19 protein-coding genes and 2 pseudogenes are annotated in these 22,966 nt (G+C 66.5%); 12 read left to right on the top strand and 9 right to left on the bottom strand.

All coding sequences use genetic code 11. The features are described 5' to 3' along the window. Window positions 1–349 precede the first annotated feature (349 nt). The 6 genes from ABZW16_RS10995 (at window position 350) to ABZW16_RS10970 (ending at window position 6,365) form a co-directional block, all read left to right on the top strand. Complete coding sequence (locus ABZW16_RS10995; protein WP_354954575.1) at window positions 350–2,068, top strand: FAD-dependent oxidoreductase; 1,719 nt, start codon at window positions 350–352, stop codon at window positions 2,066–2,068. A 78-nt stretch (window positions 2,069–2,146) separates the two neighbouring features. Further along, on the top strand, window positions 2,147–2,776 hold the full coding sequence (locus ABZW16_RS10990) for a pyridoxamine 5'-phosphate oxidase family protein (protein ID WP_354954573.1): 630 nt from the start codon (window positions 2,147–2,149) through the stop codon (window positions 2,774–2,776). Window positions 2,777–2,847: 71 nt separating this feature from the next. Then, entirely contained in the window at window positions 2,848–4,083 is a 1,236-nt protein-coding gene (locus tag ABZW16_RS10985; RefSeq protein ID WP_354954571.1) for a MurT ligase domain-containing protein, read from the top strand. Continuing rightward, window positions 4,080–4,802, top strand: a complete 723-nt coding sequence (locus ABZW16_RS10980) for a glutamine amidotransferase (protein WP_354954569.1) — start codon at window positions 4,080–4,082, stop codon at window positions 4,800–4,802. The genes ABZW16_RS10985 and ABZW16_RS10980 overlap by 4 nt, the downstream gene beginning before the upstream one ends. Window positions 4,803–4,957: 155 nt before the next feature. After that, window positions 4,958–5,836, top strand: a complete 879-nt coding sequence (locus ABZW16_RS10975) for a DUF2637 domain-containing protein (protein WP_354954567.1) — start codon at window positions 4,958–4,960, stop codon at window positions 5,834–5,836. Between the two features lie 103 nt (window positions 5,837–5,939). Then, window positions 5,940–6,365, top strand: coding sequence for a hypothetical protein (locus ABZW16_RS10970; protein ID WP_354954565.1), 426 nt, complete (start codon window positions 5,940–5,942; stop codon window positions 6,363–6,365). Window positions 6,366–6,413: 48 nt separating this feature from the next. Here the strand turns inward: ABZW16_RS10970 and ABZW16_RS10965 are convergent, their stop codons facing one another. The 5 genes and pseudogenes from ABZW16_RS10965 to ABZW16_RS10945 all read right to left on the bottom strand — a co-directional run. Beyond that, entirely contained in the window at window positions 6,414–7,559 is a 1,146-nt protein-coding gene (locus ABZW16_RS10965; RefSeq protein ID WP_354954563.1) for a putative zinc-binding metallopeptidase, read from the bottom strand. A 4-nt stretch (window positions 7,560–7,563) separates the two neighbouring features. Beyond that, complete coding sequence (locus ABZW16_RS10960) at window positions 7,564–8,478, bottom strand: transglutaminase family protein (RefSeq protein WP_354954561.1); 915 nt, start codon at window positions 8,476–8,478, stop codon at window positions 7,564–7,566. Continuing rightward, window positions 8,475–11,393, bottom strand: a complete 2,919-nt coding sequence (locus ABZW16_RS10955) for a circularly permuted type 2 ATP-grasp protein (RefSeq protein WP_354954634.1) — start codon at window positions 11,391–11,393, stop codon at window positions 8,475–8,477. The genes ABZW16_RS10960 and ABZW16_RS10955 overlap by 4 nt, the downstream gene beginning before the upstream one ends. A gap of 72 nt (window positions 11,394–11,465) precedes the next feature. After that, window positions 11,466–13,616 (bottom strand): annotated as a pseudogene (locus tag ABZW16_RS10950) (transglutaminase family protein); the annotation flags it as partial. A 159-nt stretch (window positions 13,617–13,775) separates the two neighbouring features. Continuing rightward, window positions 13,776–15,047: pseudogene (locus tag ABZW16_RS10945) on the bottom strand (transglutaminase family protein); the annotation flags it as partial. A gap of 164 nt (window positions 15,048–15,211) precedes the next feature. Between ABZW16_RS10945 and ABZW16_RS10940 the strand changes: the two are divergent. Next, complete coding sequence (locus ABZW16_RS10940) at window positions 15,212–15,421, top strand: hypothetical protein (protein WP_354954559.1); 210 nt, start codon at window positions 15,212–15,214, stop codon at window positions 15,419–15,421. A gap of 53 nt (window positions 15,422–15,474) precedes the next feature. After that, window positions 15,475–16,119, top strand: a complete 645-nt coding sequence (locus tag ABZW16_RS10935; RefSeq protein ID WP_354954558.1) for a hypothetical protein — start codon at window positions 15,475–15,477, stop codon at window positions 16,117–16,119. A gap of 3 nt (window positions 16,120–16,122) precedes the next feature. On the opposite strand, the gene ABZW16_RS10930 is transcribed toward ABZW16_RS10935, so the two are convergent. The 3 genes from ABZW16_RS10930 to ABZW16_RS10920 are packed head-to-tail and all read right to left on the bottom strand — an operon-like array spanning window position 16,123 to window position 17,744. Next, window positions 16,123–16,746 (bottom strand): LysE family translocator, encoded by a 624-nt coding sequence (locus tag ABZW16_RS10930; RefSeq protein ID WP_354954556.1) that lies wholly within the window; start codon window positions 16,744–16,746, stop codon window positions 16,123–16,125. A gap of 43 nt (window positions 16,747–16,789) precedes the next feature. Continuing rightward, window positions 16,790–17,398, bottom strand: coding sequence for a recombination mediator RecR (recR, locus tag ABZW16_RS10925; RefSeq protein WP_354954554.1), 609 nt, complete (start codon window positions 17,396–17,398; stop codon window positions 16,790–16,792). A 13-nt stretch (window positions 17,399–17,411) separates the two neighbouring features. Further along, window positions 17,412–17,744, bottom strand: a complete 333-nt coding sequence (locus ABZW16_RS10920; RefSeq protein ID WP_354954553.1) for a YbaB/EbfC family nucleoid-associated protein — start codon at window positions 17,742–17,744, stop codon at window positions 17,412–17,414. Between the two features lie 181 nt (window positions 17,745–17,925). Here ABZW16_RS10920 and ABZW16_RS10915 point away from each other — a divergent pair, with 181 nt between their 5' ends. Genes ABZW16_RS10915 through ABZW16_RS10905 form a run of 3 tightly spaced genes read left to right on the top strand, consistent with a single transcriptional unit; the run spans window position 17,926 to window position 19,766 of the window. Further along, on the top strand, window positions 17,926–18,537 hold the full coding sequence (locus ABZW16_RS10915) for a hypothetical protein (RefSeq protein WP_354954551.1): 612 nt from the start codon (window positions 17,926–17,928) through the stop codon (window positions 18,535–18,537). Window positions 18,538–18,583: 46 nt separating this feature from the next. Next, complete coding sequence (locus tag ABZW16_RS10910; protein ID WP_354954549.1) at window positions 18,584–19,399, top strand: MerR family transcriptional regulator; 816 nt, start codon at window positions 18,584–18,586, stop codon at window positions 19,397–19,399. Between the two features lie 16 nt (window positions 19,400–19,415). Further along, on the top strand, window positions 19,416–19,766 hold the full coding sequence (locus ABZW16_RS10905; RefSeq protein ID WP_354954547.1) for a VOC family protein: 351 nt from the start codon (window positions 19,416–19,418) through the stop codon (window positions 19,764–19,766). Between the two features lie 60 nt (window positions 19,767–19,826). Here ABZW16_RS10905 and ABZW16_RS10900 read toward each other — a convergent pair whose 3' ends face one another. After that, complete coding sequence (locus ABZW16_RS10900) at window positions 19,827–21,455, bottom strand: GMC oxidoreductase (RefSeq protein ID WP_354954545.1); 1,629 nt, start codon at window positions 21,453–21,455, stop codon at window positions 19,827–19,829. A gap of 192 nt (window positions 21,456–21,647) precedes the next feature. On the opposite strand from ABZW16_RS10900, the gene ABZW16_RS10895 reads away from it, so the two are divergent. Next, the gene (locus tag ABZW16_RS10895) at window positions 21,648–22,925 is read left to right on the top strand and encodes a cytochrome P450 (RefSeq protein WP_354954632.1); all 1,278 of its coding nucleotides are present in this window, start codon (window positions 21,648–21,650) and stop codon (window positions 22,923–22,925) included. Window positions 22,926–22,966 lie beyond the last annotated feature (41 nt).

Raw genomic sequence — 22,966 nt, 5'->3', positions numbered from 1 at the left:
GGCAACACACGCCCACCGCAAGCGAGCTACCTGGCGCTTTCGCCGAAGCCCGAAAGCACCGCCCACTGCAACGCCCCGACCTGCGAAGGTTGCGTACAACCTCGGTTCCAGGAAGTAACTCGGGTCGCTCGCACTGCCCGGTAATGTCTGCCCCGCTGTAATCGCGAACCTGTCGAGACCGATCGGGGTTCGGGTGGCGGCGTCAGGGGCGGGTCGGGGTGCCCGCCAGTTGCCGCTTTACAGTGTTTGCGGCGGTAGAGGTCAGGTCCCGAGGCTAGGCACAAAGAAGCGCATGGCAGATCAACGGTGGGCCGTTTCGCGGCGAGCAATGCTTCGCGGGACGGTCGCGATGGGGGTAGCGACGGCGGGAACACTGTCGGCCGGTGCGCTGAGACCGGCGCCTGCCGCGGGGAGTCCCGGTGGCAGGCGGGTCGCGGTATTCGGCGGCGGGGTTGCGGGTTTGACCGCGGCGCACGAATTGGCCGAGCGTGGATTCCAGGTCACTGTGTACGAGAGACGCGCGCTCGGCGGCAAGGCGCGCAGCATTCCGGTGCCGGGCACCGGATCGGGGGGACGTCCGGACCTGCCCGGTGAGCACGGCTTCCGCTTCTTTCCCGGCTTCTACCAACACATTCCGGATACGATGCGGCGAATTCCGTTCGCGGGCAATCCGAATGGCGTCTGGAACAATCTGATCGGCGTGCCCGAGGCACGTTTCGCGCGACGCGACGGCGACGATTTCCGACTACCGCTCGGCCCGAAGGCCCGCACGAGTTTCACTCCGGAGTCGTTCCGCGAAACCGTGGGCGCGATGATTTCCACTGCACTGAAAATGCCCGCCGATGAGGGTGCCTACTTCGCCGATCGACTATTGGTCTTCAACTCCAGTTGCGACGCCCGCCGCTACGGTCAGTGGGAATACACCTCGTGGCGTGATTTTGTCGGCGGGCACGAGCGCTCCCACGAATTCCGCGCACTGCTCTCGCGCACGTTGACCAGCATCATGGTGGCCGCGAAGGAGGATGTCGCCAGCGTCCGGACCATCGGCACTATGGGCGAACAGTTCCTGGGCAACCCCTTCGAGGTCGGCAACGACGGCGCACTGGACCGGGTATTGAACGGCCCGACCAATTCGGTCTGGATCGATCCGTGGGTGCAGCGGTTGCGCGAACTCGGTGTGCAATTCGCGCTGGGCACCGAGGTGCGCGGGCTCGACCTGCGCGATCGGCGCATCGCCTCGGCCCGCGTCGTCGACGAGACCGGTACCACGCGCGATGTCGACGCCGACTATTTCGTGGTGGCGCTGCCCGCCGAACAGGCCCGCGCACTGTGGTCGCCCGACGTGCTCGCGGTGCGTCCGGAACTGGCCGCGATGGATCGGCTGTTCGTCGATTGGATGAACGGCATCCAGTTCTATCTGCGCAGGCCGATGGATATTTCGCGCGGTCACACCGCCTATATCGATGCGCCGTGGTCGCTCACCTCGATCACCCAGAATCAGCTCTGGACGCGCAAACTCACCGAATTCGGCGACGGCACCGTGCAGGACTGTCTTTCGGTCGATATCTCCGACTGGAACACCCCCGGAATGCTCTACGGCAAACCCGCCAAGGAGTGCACACACGAGGAGATCGCCCGCGAGGTATGGGCCCAGCTCACCGCCCATCTCAATGATCGCGGTGAGCTGCTGCGCGATAGCGATCTGCATTCGTGGTTCCTCGATACGGGCATCAGCTGGCAGGAATCGCAGCGGCGCAATGCCAATGCCGACCCGCTGCTGATCAATACCGCCGGTTCCTGGGATTGTCGACCGGAGCCGCACGGCGCGCTCGAAAATCTTTTCCTGGCAGGCGATTACGTGCGCACCAATGTCGACCTCGCGACCATGGAGGGCGCCAACGAATCCGCGCGCGACGTGGTCAACGCCATTCTCGAGGTATCCGGCTCGAATGCCGAGCGCTGCCGCAAGTTCACCCTCTACCGGGTCCCCGAGTTGGAACCACTGCGCCGCATCGATGCCGAACGCTACGCCGCGGGCCAGCCGAATCTGTTCGATGTGCGAATGTGATCGATCTCCCTTCGCGGGAACACAATTCGATCGCCCACGACAACGTGGCGGTGCTTTGATCAAACTATGGGCGAAATCATGGGCACCACTACGATCACCGACCCGGCCGACCTGCGGCAGCTGCTCGGGGAGGTGATGCCGCGAGCCGCGACCAAGGAGCGCATCGCACTCCATCCGCGCGACCGCGACTGGATCGCCGCCACCCCGTTCATCGCCCTGAGCACCAGTGATGCCGCGGGCAACTGCGATACCTCGCCGAAGGGCGATCCGCCCGGATTCGTGAAGGTGCTCGACGACACCACCATCGCCATCCCGGAACGACCAGGCAACCGCAGGGCCGACGGCTATCTGAATATCCTCAGCAATCCGCATGTCGGGCTGCTGTTCATGATTCCGGGCCGCCGCGAGACGCTGCGCATCAACGGCCGGGCCCGGCTGGTCCGCGACGCTCCGTATTTCGATGACATGGTGGTGCGGGGACACCGCCCGATCCTGGCCATCGAGGTCGATATCGAGCAGATCTTCTTCCACTGCGCCAAGGCGTTCATCCGCAGTCACCTGTGGGAACCGGAGCTGTGGCCGGAGGACAACCTGCCCAGTCCGGCCTGCCTGGTCAAGGAGGTCCAGACCAATGTGACGGAGTCGGTGGAGGAACTGGAGCGCCACTACTCGCCGGAGAATTACAACGCCAAGCTGTACCAGGAGTGAGCGCCGTCACTGCCGGCCAGCGAGCGGCCCGCAGCGAATGCGTCGGCGAGCAGAACACATAGACTCGCGGCGTGGCAGACATAACGGTGCGCGGGCGGCTCGCCCTGCGGGCAGCGGCGGCGGCGTCGTGGGCCTCGCAGAAGGCGGGACGCGGCAAGGGATCGATGATCGGCGGGCTCATCGCGCTGCAGATCGATAAGACGATCATGGATCAGCTCGGCCGCGGGCGGCGCACCGTGCTGGTGACCGGCACCAATGGCAAGTCGACCACCACCAGGATGACCACCGCCGCACTGAGCACACTCGGCAAGGTCGCCACCCAGGCCGACGGCGCGAATATGGACGCGGGCATCGTGGCCGCACTGAGCGCACACCGCGGCACACCGCTGGCCGCGATCGAGGTGGACGAGCTGCATCTGCCGCATGTCACCGATTCACTGAACCCGTCGGTGGTGGTCCTGCTGAACCTCAGCCGCGACCAGCTGGACCGGGTCGGCGAGATCAATATGATCGAACGCAGGCTGCGCGCGGGGCTGGCACGGCATCCGCAGACCGTGGTGATCGCCAACTGTGACGATGTGCTGGTCACCTCCATTGCCTACGACCATCCGAATGTCGTTTGGGTGGCGGCCGGCAGCGGCTGGTCGATGGATGCGACGAGCTGTCCGCGCAGCGGTGAGCCGATCGTGTGGGAGGGCGCGCACTGGCGCAGCACCGGCACGGATTTCGAGCGGCCCGAGCCGAATTGGTGGCTCGATGGCGATGAGCTGGTCGGGCCCAACGGTATCCGGCTGCCGCTGAAGTTGGCGCTGCCCGGACGGGCCAATAAGGGCAATGCCGCACAGGCGGTCGCCGCGGCGGTCGCACTCGGTGCGGATCCGGCGGCGGCGGCGACCGCGGCGGGTACGGTGCGCGAGATCGCGGGCCGCTACCGGACCGTGCAGGTCGGCGAGCATGCCGCCCGGCTGCTGCTGGCGAAGAATCCGGCGGGCTGGCAGGAGGCGCTGTCGATGATCGAGCCCGATTCGGCCGGTCTGGTGATCGCGGTCAACGGGCAGGTGCCCGATGGCGAGGATCTGTCCTGGCTGTGGGATGTGCGGTTCGAGCATTTCGAGGGCGTGCAAGTGGTGGCCGCCGGTGAGCGGGCCACCGACCTCGCGGTGCGCCTCACCTATGCCGGGGTCGAGCACACCACGGTGTCGGATCCGTTGCGCGCCATTGCATCCTGTCCGGCGGGACGGGTCGAGGTGCTGGCGAACTACACCGCGTTCCGGGATCTCAACCGCGATCTGGAGGAGCAAGTATGAGCGCATCGCGCAGCGAATCGACCGTACGTATCGGCTTGGTGTTGCCCGATGTGATGGGCACCTACGGCGATGGCGGCAATGCGCTGGTCTTGCGCCAACGGCTGCGCATGCGCGGCCATGACGCTGAGATCGTCGAAATCACCCTCGCCGACCCGGTTCCCGAATCACTGGACATCTATACCCTTGGCGGAGCAGAGGATTCGGCGCAGCGGCTGGCCACCCGGCATCTGCTGCGCCACCCCGGTCTGCAGCGGGCCGCCGCGAAAGGCGCCCCGGTACTTGCCATCTGCGCCGCCATCCAGGTGCTCGGCCACTGGTACGAGACCTCCTCCGGAGAGCGTGTCGACGGTGTCGGCCTCATCGATGTCACCACCTCGCCGCAGGCGAAGCGCGCGATCGGCGAGGTGACCACCACCCCGCTGCTCCCCGGCCTCACCGCCGCCCTCACCGGATTCGAAAACCACCGTGGCGGAACCAAACTCGGCGGCGACGCGACCGGTCTCGCGCACGTCACCCGCGGCGTGGGCAACGGTGTCGGCGACGGCCTGGAGGGTGTGGTCCAGGGCTCCACCATCGGCACCTACATGCACGGTCCAGCCCTGGCCCGCAATCCCGAACTCGCCGATCTGCTGCTGCGCCGCGTCCTCGGCGTCGACGAACTCCCACCACTGCACCTGCCCGAGGTCGACCAACTGCGCCGCGAACGCCTGCGCGCCTGATCACCGCTGCGCGGCCGGCCGTGGGTGATCGCTCCGCGCGCAGCGGAACAGCCTGCGTGGCCGGGTGGTCGCGCGGCGTGCTATGGGCGCAACACAAGGCGCTTTTCGCCTAGGGCTTCAGCGGAATACCGAGTAATGCACGATACGCTCCCGCTATGGCGACGATCACATCAGCGAGATCGGATCGGCTCGAGGAGCATTCGGCACCGGAGGACTACCGGCTGTTCCTGGTTACCCGACTACGGGCATGGCGGCCGCGTCCGCTACATGCCTCGGCGATCGTCACCGGCATCGTCGCACTGACGTCATTCGAAATGTCGTTTGCCGCATTGCACGACCTGTCGGTGCGAAACCTGGTGGCGCCGGCGCTCGCCGCGAATGTGCCGATCGCCATCGACGGCTTGGTCATCGGTTCGATCATCGCCACCGCCACCTTCCGGAGGGGAAGTTCGGCATGGTGGTACGCGACGGGACTGTTCGTTGTCTGGACCCTGGTTTCGGTTGCCGGAAATATTGAGTACGCGCGCGAAATCGGGGGTAGCCCCGTGTCTTTGTCGCTGTATGCGGGCATGCCGTTGACGATGCTATTCGCGGTGCATCTCACCCTGATGCTGTTCGGGCGCGGACGCGAGCGCACACGCGCCGCGGATCCCGCCCCGACGCACGAGGATCACGATCCGGCACCGCACGAGGACTACGACCTGGCACCGCACGAGAATTTCGACCGAGCACCGCAACAGGATCACGACCGAGCACCGCTACTGAATGAAGCCGAAGTGGCGGAGGAGGATTGGGACCCAGCGGAAGCGGAGGATTGGGACACGGAGGACGATTCGGACCCGACACCGCCGCCCGAGCGCATCGTGCCGACGCGGATTCCCGTGATCCTGGCCACTACCGACCCGCTGCTCGTCGCTCCCAAGAAGATGCTGACCAGCGCACAGCCCGGGACCGTCCACTCGGCGGCGCCGCGAATCACTCCGACGTTCGCGACCGCCGGGCCGAACGGCCAGACCAAGATCGACCCCAGCTAGCACAGGCGAGAGCGGACCGCTCGTCTGGGCGGTAGGCCGCGCCTGAGGTGCTCACCCTGCTCGAACTGCTTCAGCCACAATCGGACACGTCGATGGAGAAACGATGGCTTTCAACGTTTGGCAAGACCAGGGCATAGATCAATTCCGGGAGATCGCAGGCCGACTCGCGTCGGTGATCCAGAGCGGTATCGATCGATCGGGCGCATTGAACCAGTTCGCCGAATCGGTCAACAACGGCGAAGCATTCACCGAGCTGATGATCGAATACTCGTCCCGGTGGTTCACCGAAACCGGCGGACGCTCCATTTTGATCGGGCCGGAGCTGTTCTGGCTGCTATCGGAGCCGAGCCCGCGCCGGGCGTCCGGCACCGGCCTGCGAGCCCAGGAATCCTATTTGGATACCGAATTGACGGCCGGACAGCGGGCCCGGATTCTGCTGCTCGTCTGCGTATACGAGGCGCTGGCGCAAAACCAGTGGGCACCGGAAGGCATTGCGGAACATATGATCGCGACCAATGGCGTCGGCTAGGTAGCGCGCAGCACGGCGTAGAACCGCGCGCACGCACGGTGCGCGCGGTCAGCGGGGGTCGGCGGTGGCACAGAGGTCGTGGACCAGCCGCATTTTCTCCAGCACCGGGTCGGGCAGAACGAAGGGGTAGAGGTCGTCGTGACCCATGGAGCGATTCACCATATTGAGTGACCAGGCCAGCGGGAGCCAGAGGTCGATGATGCGGTCGAAGCCGGCGCGGCCCACCTGGGGCCGGTCCAGCGTGGCGCCCGCCGGAGCGAACCCGAAAGCGGCCGCGGTGTCCAGGGTGTCGCGGATGTGCAGGTAGTGGGCGAAGGTTTCGGCCCAGTCCTCGGCGGCGTGCATGCTGGCGTAGGACGAGACGTAGTTGATCTCCCAGCCCGCCGGCGCGCCCTCGGCGTAGTGGCGGTCCAAGGCCGCTTGGTAGTCGGCGTTCGGATCGCCGAACAGGTTCCGGAAGCGTTGCCCGGCATCGTCATCGGCGATCAGCACGTCGAAGTAGTAGTGGCCGATCTCGTGGCGGAAGTGGCCGAGCAGGGTGCGGTAGGGCTCATCCATTTCGATGCGCAACTGTTCGCGATGGGGGTCATTGGCCTCGGCCAGATCCACCGTGATCACGCCGTTCTCATGGCCGGTGATGACGTGGTCGGTGGCGCTGGAGAGCAGATCGAAGGCCAGGCCGGTCTGCGGATTCCTATCGCGACCGACGATCGGCAGACCCAGTTCGACCAGTTCCATGATCAATCGTCGCTTGGCTGCCTCGGCTTCGGCGAAGGCCTGCATGCCCGCGGCATCGAGATCATTGGGCCGGGTCCGGGTCAGGCGGCAGGACTCGCAAAGTCGCGGCCCCCCAGTCTCATCGGGTGCCGGTGTGGCGGTGCTCTGCCAGGCATTATCTGCCGCACCGGATTCGGCCCCGGGCGGCGGCCCGAGCGCACCGGCCGAGACGCCCGACCGGCCCGGTAGCGGCACCAGCCAATTGCACTCCGCCGCGTGCAGGTTGTCGCAGAGACGGAAGCGCTCGCGATCGACAACCCCGGCCGACCGGTCCACCGCCGCGTCACCGGGCGGATCGCCGATCACCACCAGCGCGCGGTCGGCGAGACTGAAACCCAGTGGGCTGAAACAGGACAGGCATACGGAGTTCTCGAAGGCCAACTGCTGTCCACAGTTCGGGCAGGTGAAATCGCGCATTTCGCTACACCTCCACCGGCGCGACGTCGACGGATACGGTGATGGAGCTCTCTTTGGCGTCGGTATAGATGATGCCGCGCAGCGGCGGCACATCGGCGTAATCGCGGCCCCAGGCGACGGTTACGTAGCGCTCGTCGGCGAGCTGGTCATTGGTCGGGTCGAAGCCGATCCAGTGACCGGTCCGGTCGTGCGCGGTATCACCGGGCATCCACACCGCCGACCAGGCGTGCGTCGCATCCGCGCCGATCATGCGCTCCTTACCGGGCGGCGGATCGGTTGCCAGATAACCGGATACATAGCGCGCGGCGAGGCCGTGTGAGCGCAGGCAGGCGACACCGATTCTGGCGAAGTCCTGGCAGACGCCCGCACGCGCCGCGAAGACGTCGGCGACCTTGGTGGATACCGTCGTCGAGCCGGACTTGTAGGTGAAGTCCCGGTAGATGCGGGTATTGAGTTCGGTCACCGCGGCCAGCAGTGGCCGACCGGGGGTCAGGGATTCGGCGGCGTATGCGGTGACCTCGGCGGTGATTTCGGGCGGATGCAGGTCGAGGGTGAATTCGACCACCAACGGGCCGTTCGCGGTGTTCGGACGCGCCTGCTCCCACGGTTTATCGGTCGCGCTGATCGCGCTCCGGTCCGGTACCTGCACCTCGACCGTCGAGGCACCGATGACCACCAGCTTCGTATGTTCCGCCGTGACATGGAAATACGAGGTGGTGTTGCCGTACACGTCGGTGCCGATCGACCGGTCCGATGGCATCGGATCGATATGGATATCGTGGGCGAACAGGCGCTGCCCGGGAAACTCCCGCGGCGTCAGATACGCGCGACCGTAGGAGCTGCTGACCTCGTCGGAATATTTGTAAGTAGTGCGATGCTCGATCCGATAGCGCCGGACCGCATCATTGGGCGCCATCATCCAACGACCCTCGTACTACCCCACAGCGGCTGGATACCAACCGGCAGAGCCAGTCTCGTCGTCTCGAACGATTCGGAGACCTTGCGCAACCGCAAGTGCACACCCTCCAACAGCTCGGCCAGCTCGGTACGCCTGCCCTCGGCGTCGGTGCTATCCAGATCGGCCGGGTCGACGCGGCTCAGCATGCGCTGTGCGTCGGCAAGTAACCGTTGCGGGCGTGCGGATCCCGACGCGCCGGGCAGCGCCTGGAAGTCGGCCTCCAGCTGATCGAGTTGATAGGCAAGCGAACGCGGGTTGCTCGCGTCGAAGAGCAGCAGTCCGGCCACGGCCGATACCCGCACCGAATCCCGGTACCGCCGACGGTAACTCACCGATGATTCGGTGGCCTCCAGCACCGCTTCGGTGACCACGCGCTCGGCCGCCACCGGATAGGTCTTCGTCAGCGCGGCGGCCAGCAATGCGGTCAGCGACAACCCCCGTTCGATGCGCTTACCGATATCCATGACATACCAACCGGTATCGCGCACCAGCGATTCGGCACCGATTCCGGACAGCGACAGCAGCGCCGCCAGTGACAGCGAATGCACCGCCGACAGTGCCGACTCCTGATCGTCGCCGGTGAATCGATATTCGGACAGCGCCCGTTCCATCGAACCCAGGATCATCCAGGTATCGGCCGACAACTGATCCCGCACGGCCCGCGCCGCCGACCCGTACCGATCGATCGCAAAGGCCATCGAACCGGACATATACCGATCGACGGTCAATTCCACCAGATAGTCGTGTCCCTCTCGGCCCGCCCCCGGCACCACCTGCTCAGCGGCAGCAGCCTGATCCGTATCCGCCCCCGCGGCAACATCATTCGTCCCAGCTGGCTCGGATTCATCAGCGCGGGAGTCGGGCCTCGGTTCATCTGGATGTCGTTCGGACCCCGAAGTAGGTTCCGTACCGGGCGCGCCCGCCGCCTGTGACTGCGCCGCATCCGAACCCGATACTCCCACAGCAGAACTCGGCTCGAGCTTCGCCACCACAGCGGGCCCGTGTACACCGCCGGGCAGCTCACTCAGTGGCGCCAAGGTACCGGTGGTGCGGGCCAGGGCGGCCATGAGCGCGGGCAGCGCGTCGGCACCTTCCAGCCACGGCTGGTAGCGGTAGTCCTGATAGCGGATGTGGGTCGCGATCAGCAGGCGCACCACGGCTTCGGCGCGTTCGCTGTAGCGGCCCATCCAGAACAGGTCATTGAGCACGCGGGGCGAGCTGACCGGTTCGAGTGCAGGGGCACGGCGTTCGCGTTCCTCGTGCGCGAGTTCGGTGCCGATGGCGGCGACGGCGGCGGGGGCCGCGCGGACCCAAATGTCCTTGGCGCCAACCTTGATGACCACTCGCTCGGGCAACAACCGCTGACGCAACTGCCCCAGACCACCCTCCATCGCGGTATAGCCGCCGCGCCGGGCCAGCGAGAACAGCCGCATACCGACCGGAGCCGAGGCCAGCCCGCCATACCCCTGGACGGCAGGTGCGACCGAGAACTGCGCCGGCTCCTGCCCGACCCACTGCCAGCCGCTGTCCTCGATCCGGGTGGCGAGTTCGGCGCGCTGGGCATTGGACAGTTCCGGCCCGAACAGCGTCGCCCCGTCGACCGCCGAACGGATGATCAGCCGATCCAGATTGGCGATCAGATGCGAGCGTTCGCTGTCGTGGCCGCCCCAGTAGGCCGGCGCGCCCTCCAGCGCCAACTCCTCGCCGAGCAGGGCCCGCGATATCCGGGGCAGGAATCCGGCCAGCGCCGGATTCTCCAGCAGCCCGCTGCCGAGGGTATTGACCACGGTCACCGCACCGCGCCGCAGCACTTCCACCAGGCCGACCACCCCAAGCCGCGAATCCGGCCGCAGATCCAGCGGATCGGAGAATTCGGCGTCCACCCGGCGCAGCACCACATCGACCCGCTTCAGGGTGCCGAGCGAGCGCATCCACAGCGCGCCGTCGCGCACCACCAGATCCGCGCTCTCCACCAGCGGAAAACCCAGTGTCGAGGCCAGATGGGCCTGATCGAAGGCGGTTTCGGAGTGCACACCTGGACTCAGCACCACCACGACCGGATCCTCGTCATCGGCCATCGGCGCGGATTCGATCAACATCAACCGCATGGCCCTGGCGAACGGTGTCAACGGCCGCGGATTGGAGCGCTCGAAGGCCTCCGGAATCGCCGTCGACACCACCCGACGGTCGGCCAGCGCGTAGCCGGCGCCCGACGGGGCCTGTGCCCAGTCCGCGATCACCCGGAACTGTCCGTCACTCCACCGGCTCAGATCGCAGGCGTGCAGGAACAGCTGATGCCGTCCGGGAATCGTGATGCCGTGCGCAGCCCGCACATATCCGCGGTTGCCGAATACCAATTCCGGCGGCAGTAGGCCGGTGGTGATGGTGCGGCGCGCGCCGTAGATATCGGTGAGCACCTCGTCGAGCACCCGCGAGCGCTGCACCAGCCCGGCCTCGAGCCGGGTCCAGTCGTCCGCGGACACCAGCAGCGGAATGGGATCCAGGCGCCAGGCCGTCGGCAGGGCCGGTTCGCCCGCCGCGCCCACTTCGGTGTAGTAGATGCCATCGTCATCGATCAGTCTGCGCACCCGGCTGTCCAGCCGCCCGAGTCCGCTCGTGCCCAACTCGACGAAGTCGGCGGACAGCTCCGACCAGATATGCCGCACACCGCCGTTGGCATCGACCAATTCGTCGTAGTAGCCGCCCATCGGCCGACCACATTCGTCGAAGGACCCGCTATCGGCCCCCTCGGCGCGATATATGGCGAACTGTTCGGCGATCTGCTCGCGCACGCCGAGACGTCCGGCATTCGGCGGCGTCGACTCCCCCCGCGCGCCGGATTCCCGGGCGCCCGAGCCTCGCGCCTCGTCGCGCATAGTCACCGCGCCGACCTCGCTTCCCCTGTCAGACGTTGTCCAGTGCGCCGCGGACACATGTCCGACCTCGCCTTACCGATTGCTGACCAGTCCCCACACCGTCCGCGCCCGGCGCAGATCGAGAATGCCCGGCGCTCCGATATCAGTGGCCTGTGCTGTCATCTTCGCACGTAGTTCCCCCAGGTCGACCCGGGCCGTGGTGTGCCCGGCCGCCTCGAACCTGCGGTTGCGGCGCGATTGCGCGACCACCGCGTTGACCGGCGGCTCGTCGAAGGCCATGCCGCCCGGATGTGAGACGTGATACGTGCAGCCGCCGCGGGACAGCCCGGTCTCGGCGTCGATGAGATCGAAGACGAGCGGCGCGTCGACGGTGATCGACGGGTGCAGCGAGTTGGGCGGCTGCCACGCGCGATAGCGCACCCCGGCCACTTGGACGTCGGCCTTATCGGTGGCCAGCAGCGGCACCGGCATCCCATTGCAGGTCACCACGAAGCGGTCCCGGTCCGCACCGACCACCCGCACCTGCAGCCGCTCCACCGAGGAATCGACATAGCGGGCGGTGCCGGTCGCCGCGGTCTGCTCGCCGAGAGTGTTCCACGGCTCGATCGCGCCGCGCAGTTCGAGTTCGACATCGCCGAGCACCACGGTGCCGATGCGTGGGAAGCGGAATTCGGTGAACGGATCGAGCCAGGAGGTGTCGAAATCGATACCGTGCACGCGCAGGTCGGCGGCGACATCGGCGATATCGGTCATCAGGAAATGCGGCAGCAGATAGCGGCCGTGCAGATTCGCACCGTGTCGAATCAGCCCGGCCCGCAACGGCTCCGACCAGAATCGCGCGACCAGGCCGCGAACCAGCAGCGACTGCACCAGAGCCATCTGGAAATGCGGCGGCATCTCGAAACCGCGCAGCTCGACCAATCCCAGTCTGCCCCTTGCGGTTTCCGGGCTGTACAGCTTGTCGACGCAGAATTCGGCGCGATGGGTATTGCCGGTCAGATCGGTGAGCAGATGCCGCAGCGCCCGATCGATATGCCATGGCGCGGATCGCCCATCCGAATGCTTGCTCAACCTCGCGATTTCGGCGAAGGCGATCTCCAATTCGTACAGCGCGTCCTCGCGCCCCTCGTCCACCCGAGGGGCCTGCGAGGTCGGCCCGACGAACCGACCGGCGAACAGATACGACAGCGACGGATGCCGCTGCCAGTAGGTCAGCATCGACACCAGCAGATCCGGACGGCGCAGCAGCGGTGACCGCGCGGGGGTCACCCCACCGAGGGTGATGTGATTGCCGCCGCCGGTCCCGCTGTGCGTGCCGTCCACATCGAAGGATTCGGTGCTCAGCCGGGCCAGCCTCGCCTGCTCGTACAGCGTCGAGAGCAGGTCGGACTGTTCGGCGAAGGACGCGCTCGGCTGCACATTCACCTCGATAACGCCGGGGTCCGGCGTCACCGAAAGGGTGCGCAGCCTGGCATCGACGGGCGGGGCGTAGCCCTCGAGCACCACCGGCTGTCCCAGCGCGATCGTGGCGGCCTCGACGCGCCGGAGCAGATCGAGGAAGTCGTCGAGTTGCTCCAACGGCGGCAGGAAGACGTGCAACCTGCCATTGCACACCTCACCGACGAGTGCGGTGGTCGGCTCCCAGTCCGCGTCCGCCACCACCGCGGGTGGTTCGGTGCGTTGGGCCCGCAGCGGTCCCATGAACAGCGGGTCGCTGTCGGGCCGTGGCCGCGGCGGCTGCCAGGAGATGGCATCCAGCGGTAACCGCAATCCGGCGGGCGAATCGCCCTCCGACAATACGATTCGGCCCTCCGGCTGATCGGGTGACTTGCCGCGACGCATCCGCCAGTCGGCACTGGCCCACCCGGATCCGTCCGCACGCCGATACAGCGGAAGCACATACGCGACGGGCGCGGTCACCGGATCGTCGAGCCGCGCCAGCAGCTCCTTGCGGGCCTGCGCCGAATCCTGGCCCGGTTCCAGATCATCGCTCGGATCCACCGGATCCCCCTGCGGCGCACGGACACTGCCCGCCAGCCGGGCCAGCGGGTCCTCGAAGGCGGGGCGCACCTGGGTATCCGGGAGGCCGAGACCCGCGGCGACATGTGCGATCAAAGCGCGCGCCGACTCCGCATCGGCACGCATCGGCCATTGCGTACGCCGGACCACCGCATCGTCCGCGGTCACCGCACCGTTGCCATTTCCGACCGACGCGGTGGACGAATCCGAAATACGCTGTGCCCCAGTCGGATTCTCGACGCCAGCGGCCGAATCATCAGCCGCATCCACCTGCTGCCGGGCCACGCTCCCGGAATGCTCGGCCATCGGCTCGACGCCGACGCTGTGCCCCTTCGACACCACGGTGACCAGCTTGGGCGGCATCCACGGATCGGTCAGCAGATCCTGGCGCGTCCAGACCGGTTCCCCGTCGGCACGCCAGGCAACCGCGATCTCCCAGCGCGGCAACGGTTCTCCCGGATACCACTTGCCCTGCCGGTATTGGACGATGCCGGTCGGCGCGTAGATGCGGCGCAGGCGATCGGCGAGATCGACGGCTCGCTCCCGTTTGTGCGTACCGTCGGCTTCGGTGGTCCATTCCGGGCCGGTCTGGTCATCGATCGAGACGAAGGTCGGCTCACCGCCGATGGTCAACCCGATATCCATCGCGGCCATGCGCTCGTCCACCACCGCACCGGCCGCGGTGATCCGCTCCCACTGGGATGCGGTGTAGGGCAATGTGGTTCGCGGATCCTCGTGCACCCGGCGCACCGTATTGGCGAAATCCATGGTCGCCTCGGTGCGCCCGGTCGCCCCGGTGATCGGGGCCGACGAGCTCGGATGCGGTGTCGCGGCCAGCGGTATGTGGCCCTCCCCCGCGAACAGGCCCGAGGTCGGGTCCATCCCGACCCACCCCGCGCCGGGCAGATACACCTCGGTCCAGGCGTGCAGATCGGTGAAGTCGGCGGGCGGACCCGAGGGTCCGTCGAGCGAGGGCACGTCCTGGGCCAACTGCACCAGATATCCGGAGACGAACCGCGCCGCCAACCCGAATTCGCGCAGGATCGACACCAGCAGCCAGGCCGAATCGCGGCACGACCCGATCGCGACGCGCAGCGTATGGTCCGGCGATTGCACGCCCGGCTCCATCCGAATCGTGTAGCCGACGTCATTGCGCAGCGCATGATTGACCGCGACCAGGAAGTCGATGGTGCGCGGCCGATCGGTCGGCGTATGCGCGCGCACCCAATCCCGGACCAGCGCACCGGGTCCGCAACCGGGTTCGGATTCATCCACCGGCCGCAGATATTGCTCCAGATCGGCGACCAGTTCCCGGCCGTAGGCGAACGGGAAATGCTCGGCGTAGTCCTCGACGAAGAAGTCGAACGGGTTGATCACCTCGAGATCCGCGATCAGCCCAACTGTGATCGACAGCTCCCGCGCCGGATTCGGAAAGACCAGCCGAGCAAGGAAATTTCCGAATGCGTCCTGCTGCCAGTTGCAGAAGTGATCGTCCGGGGTGACCCGCATCGAGTAGGCCTCGATCCTGGTCCGCGAATGCGGCGCCGGTCGCAGTCGCACCACGTGGGGATGGACCGCCACCAGCCGGTCGAAGGTGTAGGTCGTCCGGTGTTCGAGCGACACCTTGATGCCCATGCAGCAAGTTCACCACACCCTGGCCGGGTGTGGTGCGGCATGAGCAGTCGGTTTCCGGACAGCCGCTGTCCCGATGCCGTCGCGCGACACGCGCCCGACCTCCCACCGGCCCGCGCGGGTGGGTGCTATGACCGATTCACGAACCGATCTCGTCTGGAGGTCATATGCGTGCGCCGAACTGTCCGTCCTGCGAATCCGCCATCGACCACTGCCACGGCACCCTGATCGTTCACCCGGCCCGAATCACCGAATGCACCGACGCCGACTGCATCGATTTCGACCACGCCCGACACACCTTCGTCATCGATTGCGCCGACGTTGCCGGGGGCTGCCCCTGCACCGCACCGACGCGGGATACCGCCAGCACCGCCTGAACACACCCGGCTGCGCCGAACTTGCTGCAGTCGCGCCCCCGTAGGCTGGGCTGGTGAGTTACGACCACGTCTTGTTGCCGTCCGGTGCCGCCACGACGATCGCGCAGGTCGACGCGTATCTGGCCACCCAGCAGGGGAGACCCGAGACGGAAGCGGTCGCGGCGATGGCGGCCGAGCTGAACAGACGCAATGCCGAGCTACCCGAACAGGACGGTTTCCTGAGCACGGTTCCGATCGGCGGCGCGGCGACCGGTGCGGTGCTGCCCGTTCCGTGCCCGTACGACGCGATCGGATTCGTCCGGCATCTGCTGTTCGAGATCGCGACGCCGCTGAACTACGCCGTCTACGATCCGCAGCTGGCCTGGTTGATCGATCCGGCCGGACATGTGCCCGCACTGGTCACCCACGGTGGCGCCGGTGAATTCCCCTATGTGACGAAGGCGCTGACCGACCAGTGGATCGCCGAGCTGGCCCCGCCGAATCCCTATCTGGTCGTCGAACGCGACGAGCAGATCTACATCCAGACCTACCGCGACAAGTCCGGGACCTTCACCCTCGAATATCGAGATGGCGCCCCGGACAAGCACTTCGGCGTAACCGTCACCGACCCGCAGATCGTGGCGGAGCTGATCTGGGATTGGGCCATCGACGACCGCAGCCGCCTGCAAACCCTGCCCTGGAGCCGAATCACCCTGTGACGGTTACTGGTTCTGCACGGCCAGTCGACCGGCGAGGGCAATGAAGGAGGCCCCGAAGACCCGGCGCATCCACGTGACCACCGCGGGTCGCGATATCACGTGGTTGCGCACGGCGGCTGCGCACGCTCCATACACCGCGAACACCACGAAGGTGGCGAGCATGAACAGCCCGCTCAGTTCGAGCATGCGCGCCAGCGCATTCGGCGCACTATTCGGCACGAACTGGGGCAGGAAGGCGAAGAAGAAGATCGTCAGCTTCGGGTTGAGAATATTGAGCAGCACCGCCGAAGTGATCACCTGGCGCGCCGAGGGCGCACCATGGGTTCCGGTCTGTTCCTCCGGTACGGCGAGCGCGCCCTTGTCCCGGAAGGTATTCCACGCCATGTACAGCAGGTAGGCGACACCGAGATATTTCAGTGTCTGAAAGGCGACGGCACTCGCGTTGAGCAGTGCCGCCAGTCCGGTCACGGCCGCGACCATGTGCGGAATGATGCCGAGTGTGCAGCCGAAGGCCGCGATCACACTGGCTCTTGTCCCCCGGGACAGTCCGGCCGCCAGTGTGAACAGCACGCCGGTTCCGGGAGTGGCGACGATGACGAGCGTGGTCAACAAGAACTCGATGCTCATCCCCGACACAGTAACGCGTGTTCGGTCGGGCGCAACCCCCGATTTACAGTGTGCGCCGACCCGATAGCGCGCGGCCGAGCGTGAGCTCGTCGGCGAATTCGAGATCGCCGCCCATCGGCAGGCCGGAAGCCAATCGCGTCACCGAAAGACCCGGAAAATCGCGCAGCATTCGCACCAGGTAGGTGGCCGTCGCCTCGCCCTCGGTATTCGGGTCGGTCGCGATGATCACCTCGGCGACATCGACGCCGTCCTCCTGATTGCCGATGCGCGCCAACAGTTCTCGAATGCGCAGCTGGTCCGGTCCGATGCCGCTGAGCGGGTCGAGCGCGCCGCCGAGCACGTGATAGCGGCCGCGGAATTCCCGGGTGCGCTCGATGGCCTGCACATCCTTGGGCTCCTCGACCACACAGATCATGGTGCGGTCGCGACGCGGATCCGAACAGATGCGGCACATTTCGTTATCCGAGACCGTGCCGCAGACAATGCAGAACTGCACGCCGTCGCGCACCTTCTGCAAAGCGGCCTGCAGCCGGTCGATTTCCGGCGGCTCCACCTGGAGCAGATGAAATGCGATGCGCTGCGCGCTCTTCGGACCGACGCCGGGTAGCTTTCCCAACTCGTCGATCAGATCCTGGACCGGGCCCTCGTACAAAGACGTCCTCGGATCAGAAGTCGGGCAGACCGGGCAGCGCCCCGCCACCGGCCAGCGGACCGAGCCGCTCGGCGGCCAGCTGCTGCGCATTGGACATGGCGTCGTTGACCGCGCCGATCACCAGATCCTGCAGACTCTCGACATCGTCGGGATCGACGATCTTCGGGTCGATCGCCAGCGCGACGACCTCGCCGGTCGCCTTGATCGTGACCTTGACCAGGCCGCCACCGGCCTGACCCTCCACTTCGGTCGCCGCGATCTCGGCCTGGGCCTGCATCACCGCCTGCTGCATCTGCTGCGCCTGGGCGAGTAACTGCTGCATATCGAACTGACCACCGGGCTGCACGGCTTGTCCTCTCTGCGGAAAGTGTCGCCGTCCAGCGTAGTGGGCGCCGCTGCGGGCCGTCCGTCCGGAGCCCGGTGCCCGACCGACGGCCGGGTAACGATTGGATCTTCAACGAATGCGGCGCAGGGCCGCCATGCCTACCATCGATTTGGGTCGGGTGTGGTGATTTCTGGAGACAGCTATGAATGCGAACCGAGTTCTTTTCATCAGCACCCTGGCGCTTTCCTTGGGCTTCCCCAGTGTGCTCCTCGGGGTCGCGAGCCCCGCCGCCGCCGACTCGGGCGTCCCCGATTCCGATGTCGTCGATTCGGGTGTCGTCAACACCGCGCTGGACTACGGCGGCGGCTGCGTACTCTACCCCGACAACCCGACAGCCACCATCGATTCGCTCCGATTCCGCTGCTCGGCAGTGCAGCAGGACGCGATCTTCCACGACGCCCCGCGCGGCAATGTGCCGAGCGGCGTGACCAACGGCTGGGTCACCCGGCCACCGGTCATGCAGGCGGTGGCCCCGTCACTGTGGATCGGCAAGACCTTCTATACCGGCCCCGACGGTGGCTTTCTGGTGAACCGGGTCACCAGCGCGGGCCTAGAGGCCTGGAAGGCCGACGTCTACACCGCCCCCGCACTCTCCGATGGCGGACCGGCCTGGGCGCTGAACTACGACCCCTCACCGACACCACCGGTCTACGACGAGATCCGCGAGATCACGCCCAATGTGTGGTTCGGCTACTCCTGGTGGCGCGGCTATTTCCAGACCACCCTGCTGCTGACCTTCGCGCTGACCTACTAGTGCGGTTATTTGACTCTCCCCTCACTGGAGGGTGTTCGCTGGAGACATGACAGCGACAGTCTCCATCGGGGAGTTCGCCCGGCTGACCTACCTCAGCGTGAAAACGCTGCGGTACTACCACGAGGTCGAACTGCTCGAACCCGTCGCGATCGACGCCGGATCGGGATATCGGCGTTATTCGATCGATCAGGTCGCGCAGGCCCATCTGATCCGGCGGCTGCGCGGGCTGGATATGCCGCTGCCCGAGATCAAGGCGGTCCTGGCCGCCTCGGATACCGAATCCCGGGACACGGCACTGCGCGCCCATCTGGCGCGCATGGAAGTGGAGTTGCAACGCACGCGGTCGGTGGTGGCATCGCTGCGGTTGCTGCTGACACCGTCCGCGCCGATCACCGTCGAATACCGATCGATTCCGGCCTTCCCGGCGCTCGCCCGCGTCGAATCGGTCACCAGGCACGCACTCGGGGATTGGTGCGCGGCCACGTATCCGCTCTTGCACGAGACACTGGCCGCGACGAATATCGCGCCCACCGGTGTCGACGGCGCAACCTATTCGATGGAATTCTTCGCCGACGACGAGGGTGAGGTCGCCGCCTTCGTCCCGATCCCGGCCGCGGCCGATATCGCAGTGCCGGAGGAACTCTCGATCATCGAACTGCCCGCGCGCCGCTTCGCCGTGGCCGTGCACTCGGGCCCCTTCGACGATTTCGACCGCACCTATGGCGCCCTCGGCAGCCACGTCGCCGAACACGACACCGCACTGGCCGAACCGGTCCGGGAGCTCTATGTCCTCGGCCCCGGCGAAATCGACGATCCCACCGCCTACCGCACCGAAGTCTGCTGGCCCATCGGTCGGCTCTGAAATAGGGAGAACCACAATGACACTCACCATCGGGCACATCACCTTCGATTGTGCCGATGCGGCCGCGCTGGCCGGTTTCTGGTCCGAGCTATTGGATCGGCCGCTGGATGCGAACGCGAGCTCCGAGTTCGCCACCGTCGGTATGGCCGAAGGGATTTCGCCGGTGCTGATGTTCATCCAGGTGCCGGATAAGACGCCCGGCAAGAATGTGATCCACCTGGACCTGAAGGCCGCCGACTGGCGCGAGCAGATCGATCGCGCGATCGGCTTGGGCGCCAAGCACATCGGCGACTTCGACGAATACGGCGCGCAGTGGGTAACGCTGGCCGATCCGGAGGGCAACCTGTTCGATATCGCGGCCAGCTGATCGACGGGAAGCCACATCCAGCGGTCGGACTCTGGTGTCCGGATTCCGACGTCCCGTCGACTACCGCCCAGAACGAATGATCTCTGCGATATTGCGCTCGGCCAGCGCGCTGATCGTCAGCGACGGGTTCACTGTTCCGGTGCTGCCCGGCACGGCCGCCCCGTCCATTACGTACAGGCCTCGATGCCCGGAAACCCGGCCGTAGCGATCTGTCGCGCGGCCGATCACCGCGCCGCCCAACGGATGTGGGGTGAACGAGGCATTCGCCTCCCAGGCCGGTCGGGCGGGCATGCCGGGCACGCCCACCTGGTCGTTGACTTCCCGCGCTCGCGCGAGGTAGCCGGCCGCGCCGTTATCCGGCCATTGCAGGTTCACGCGCCCGTCGGCCGGGTTGTAGACGAACCGGCCGCGGGTGTCGTCCAGCACCATGCCCAGCGATCCGAGAATGCCGATATCGAGGGGTGTCACACCGGGGACGAACCAGTTCTCCAGTGATACGGGTGCGCCCGCCTCGTCCAGGATCCGGCTCACGGACGCGGCGCCCTGGGTACCCACGACGGGCGAGCTGGCCGACCGCGCCAACGCGACGTCGCCGTTGCCGCCCCAGCCTTCGCCGATGTGCTCGTTCAGGTTCGGCAGCGCGCCGGTCGCCTGCGCGCGCACCAGCAGCTCGGAAGTGCCGACGGAGCCCGCGGCGAGGAACAGCATGTCGCAGGTCAGTGTCCGGGTGCGCAACACCTCGCCGGTAGGGGCGAGTTTGGTAACGGTGACGGCATAGCGACCCGGTTCTTCCGCGATGGCATCCACGCGATGGCCGGGATAGATCTGGGCACAGCCGGTGCCCTCGGCATAGCGCAGATAGTTCTGGTTCAGATCGAACTTCGCGCCATTGGAATTGCCCAGGTTCGAACGGCCGATCGTCGCCGACGGCAGCGACCGTCCGGCCAGCTCGTCGCGGATGACGTCCCAATTCCAACTGCTGTCGATGCGCTGTGGCGTACGCCCGGCCGCGCGGACCTGGTCGTCCCAGGCCCGCGAATGCGCGAACGCCCAAGAGTCATAGATGTCATTCGGAATCGGGCTCAGCCGCAACATCTCTCGGACCTTGGGGTAGTAGACCTCGTGCATCTCGCGGTAGTCGACCACACCGCGGAACACTTGGTCGAAGAACCGCTGCTCCGGCTCGATCATCACCCCGGTGAACACCACCGAGCCACCGCCCACACACGCACCGCGCCACACGTCCATGCCCGGGTAACAGCAAACGTCGAGGACCCCGCCGAACGCATCGAACTGCATCGGGATCCGGTTCGCACCGGTAAAGGTGGTGCAATGCCAGAAGCCGCGGCCATCCGGAATCGTGTCGCCGCAGAAGATGTCGCGCCACGGATCATTCGGCCAGCGCGACCCGCGCTCGAGCACCGCGACCTGGACTCCGGACTCCGCCAGGCGCAGCGCGGAGATCGCGCCCCCGAACCCCGATCCGATGACGATCGCGGGCACATGATCGGCCGGATCCGGCAGCGGTGCGAAGATCTCCGGCACCAGCACGCGGTACACCGGCGCAATCGGGCTCGGGCTGAAGTCTTCGGCCCGTGCCGCCGACGCGGCCGCCGCAAGCGTGCTGCCACCCGCAAGACCGGTCATCGCGGCCAGGCCAGCGCCCCTGATGAAACCACGTCTGTCCATGGTGCCCCTCACCTGATCTGAACGGCGCTCCATCACCTCCGGCGCCCAAAACCCATTGGTGAGCGCTTGGAACACGGTTACACGCGGGCGCGTCGTCGAGGCATAGCCGCCGGGCCGCTCCAACAGCGACACTCCGCCATAGCGACTATCTATCATAGGTAAGAAACCCGAGTGGGAGGTGACAACGTATTGATCCGCGTGTGGATTCGGTGGCTGCTGTTGCATGGCCTACCGCGATTCTTGCTCCTGTTGACGGCGCGCCGGGGCAATCCCCTCGGGCAGCTCGCGGTCGGGCCGGATCGTCTGCTCGGCTCGTCGATCTACCTCGAGCAGATCCGGCAGCGGGGCCGGATCCCCACGATATCGGGCGCGCGCGTGACCGTGGACTACGAAGTGTGCCGACTCGTCCTGCGAGACCGTCGCTTCAGCGTGGTCACGCCCAACCACCGAGCCCTGCCGAAACCGATCCGCTGGGTGATGACCAAGACGGATCCGGGGCTGCCCAACCTCACAGAACCGCCCTCGATGCTGGTGACCGATCCGCCGGATCACACCCGCTACCGTCGCCTGGTCGGGCAGGCATTCACACCGAAGGCGATCGCCGAACTGCGGGAACGGGTTGTCGAAGTGACCGATGACCTGCTCGACGACCTGCAATCGAAGCCGCGGCCGGATCTGATCGTCGACTTCTGCCAACAGCTGCCCGTCGCGATCATCGCCGAGATCCTCGGGTTGCCCGCCGAGATGCATGCGACCCTGCTGAAGTGGGGAGACAGCGGTGCGCCGCTGCTCGAACGCGGTCTGAGCTGGGCCACCTACCGCCACGCCATCGAAGACCTGGCCGAGGTGGAGCGGTACTTCAACCAATACCTCGACAGGCTCGCCGCCGAACCGGGCGACGACGTGCTCAGCATGCTGGTGAAAGGTGGCGAGCTCACCCGCCGCGAGCAGATGGCCAATGCGGCGCTACTGCTGGACGCCGGATTCTTGACCACGGTGAATATGCTCGGCAACGGAATCGCCCTGCTGACAAGTCATCCGGACCAGTTGGAACTGCTGGCGGCGCAGCCGGAGCTCTGGCCGCGCGCGGTCGAGGAAATCCTGCGCTACGACGGTCCGGTGCGGATGACGGGCCGGGTCGCGAGCTGCGAGGTCGACATCGCCGATCAGCGCGTCAAATCCGGTGCCCTGGTGCTGCTGTCGTTGGCGGGCGCCAACTACGACCCCGCAGTCTTCCCCGATCCCGAAAGATTCGATATCACCAGGGCCAACGCCGGGGACCATCTCTCGTTCGGCAGCGGGATGCACGGCTGCCTGGGAGCGACGCTGGCCCGATTGGAAGGCACCATCGCGCTGCGAGAGCTCTTCGAGCGGTTCCCGGACCTGCGCCTGGACGGCCCGCCGATCCCGCATCCCCTGCGGAACCTGCACGCCTACCGCTCGATGCCCGCCAAACTGCATGCCGCCTGATCGAAAAGGCCCGGCACGCGCGTGGTGCCGGGCTATTCGGT

The organism is Nocardia sp. NPDC004604 (assembly GCF_040609795.1).
Lineage (GTDB): Bacteria > Actinomycetota > Actinomycetes > Mycobacteriales > Mycobacteriaceae > Nocardia.
This window is presented reverse-complemented; position numbering and strand designations above follow the sequence as displayed.

What these genes read in the sequence shown, in the direction of transcription:
- ABZW16_RS10990 (WP_354954573.1), top strand. Translation starts at nt 2,147, where the DNA reads ATGGGCACCACTACGATCACCGACCCGGCCGACCTGCGGCAGCTGCTC.
- ABZW16_RS10975 (WP_354954567.1), top strand. Translation starts at nt 4,958, where the DNA reads ATGGCGACGATCACATCAGCGAGATCGGATCGGCTCGAGGAGCATTCG.
- ABZW16_RS10915 (WP_354954551.1), top strand. Translation starts at nt 17,926, where the DNA reads ATGAATGCGAACCGAGTTCTTTTCATCAGCACCCTGGCGCTTTCCTTG.
- ABZW16_RS10900 (WP_354954545.1), bottom strand. Translation starts at nt 21,455, where the DNA reads ATGGACAGACGTGGTTTCATCAGGGGCGCTGGCCTGGCCGCGATGACC.
- ABZW16_RS10910 (WP_354954549.1), top strand. Translation starts at nt 18,584, where the DNA reads ATGACAGCGACAGTCTCCATCGGGGAGTTCGCCCGGCTGACCTACCTC.
- ABZW16_RS10980 (WP_354954569.1), top strand. Translation starts at nt 4,080, where the DNA reads ATGAGCGCATCGCGCAGCGAATCGACCGTACGTATCGGCTTGGTGTTG.
- ABZW16_RS10940 (WP_354954559.1), top strand. Translation starts at nt 15,212, where the DNA reads ATGCGTGCGCCGAACTGTCCGTCCTGCGAATCCGCCATCGACCACTGC.
- ABZW16_RS10955 (WP_354954634.1), bottom strand. Translation starts at nt 11,393, where the DNA reads ATGCGCGACGAGGCGCGAGGCTCGGGCGCCCGGGAATCCGGCGCGCGG.
- ABZW16_RS10965 (WP_354954563.1), bottom strand. Translation starts at nt 7,559, where the DNA reads ATGCGCGATTTCACCTGCCCGAACTGTGGACAGCAGTTGGCCTTCGAG.
- ABZW16_RS10995 (WP_354954575.1), top strand. Translation starts at nt 350, where the DNA reads ATGGGGGTAGCGACGGCGGGAACACTGTCGGCCGGTGCGCTGAGACCG.
- ABZW16_RS10960 (WP_354954561.1), bottom strand. Translation starts at nt 8,478, where the DNA reads ATGATGGCGCCCAATGATGCGGTCCGGCGCTATCGGATCGAGCATCGC.
- ABZW16_RS10930 (WP_354954556.1), bottom strand. Translation starts at nt 16,746, where the DNA reads ATGAGCATCGAGTTCTTGTTGACCACGCTCGTCATCGTCGCCACTCCC.
- ABZW16_RS10970 (WP_354954565.1), top strand. Translation starts at nt 5,940, where the DNA reads ATGGCTTTCAACGTTTGGCAAGACCAGGGCATAGATCAATTCCGGGAG.
- ABZW16_RS10905 (WP_354954547.1), top strand. Translation starts at nt 19,416, where the DNA reads ATGACACTCACCATCGGGCACATCACCTTCGATTGTGCCGATGCGGCC.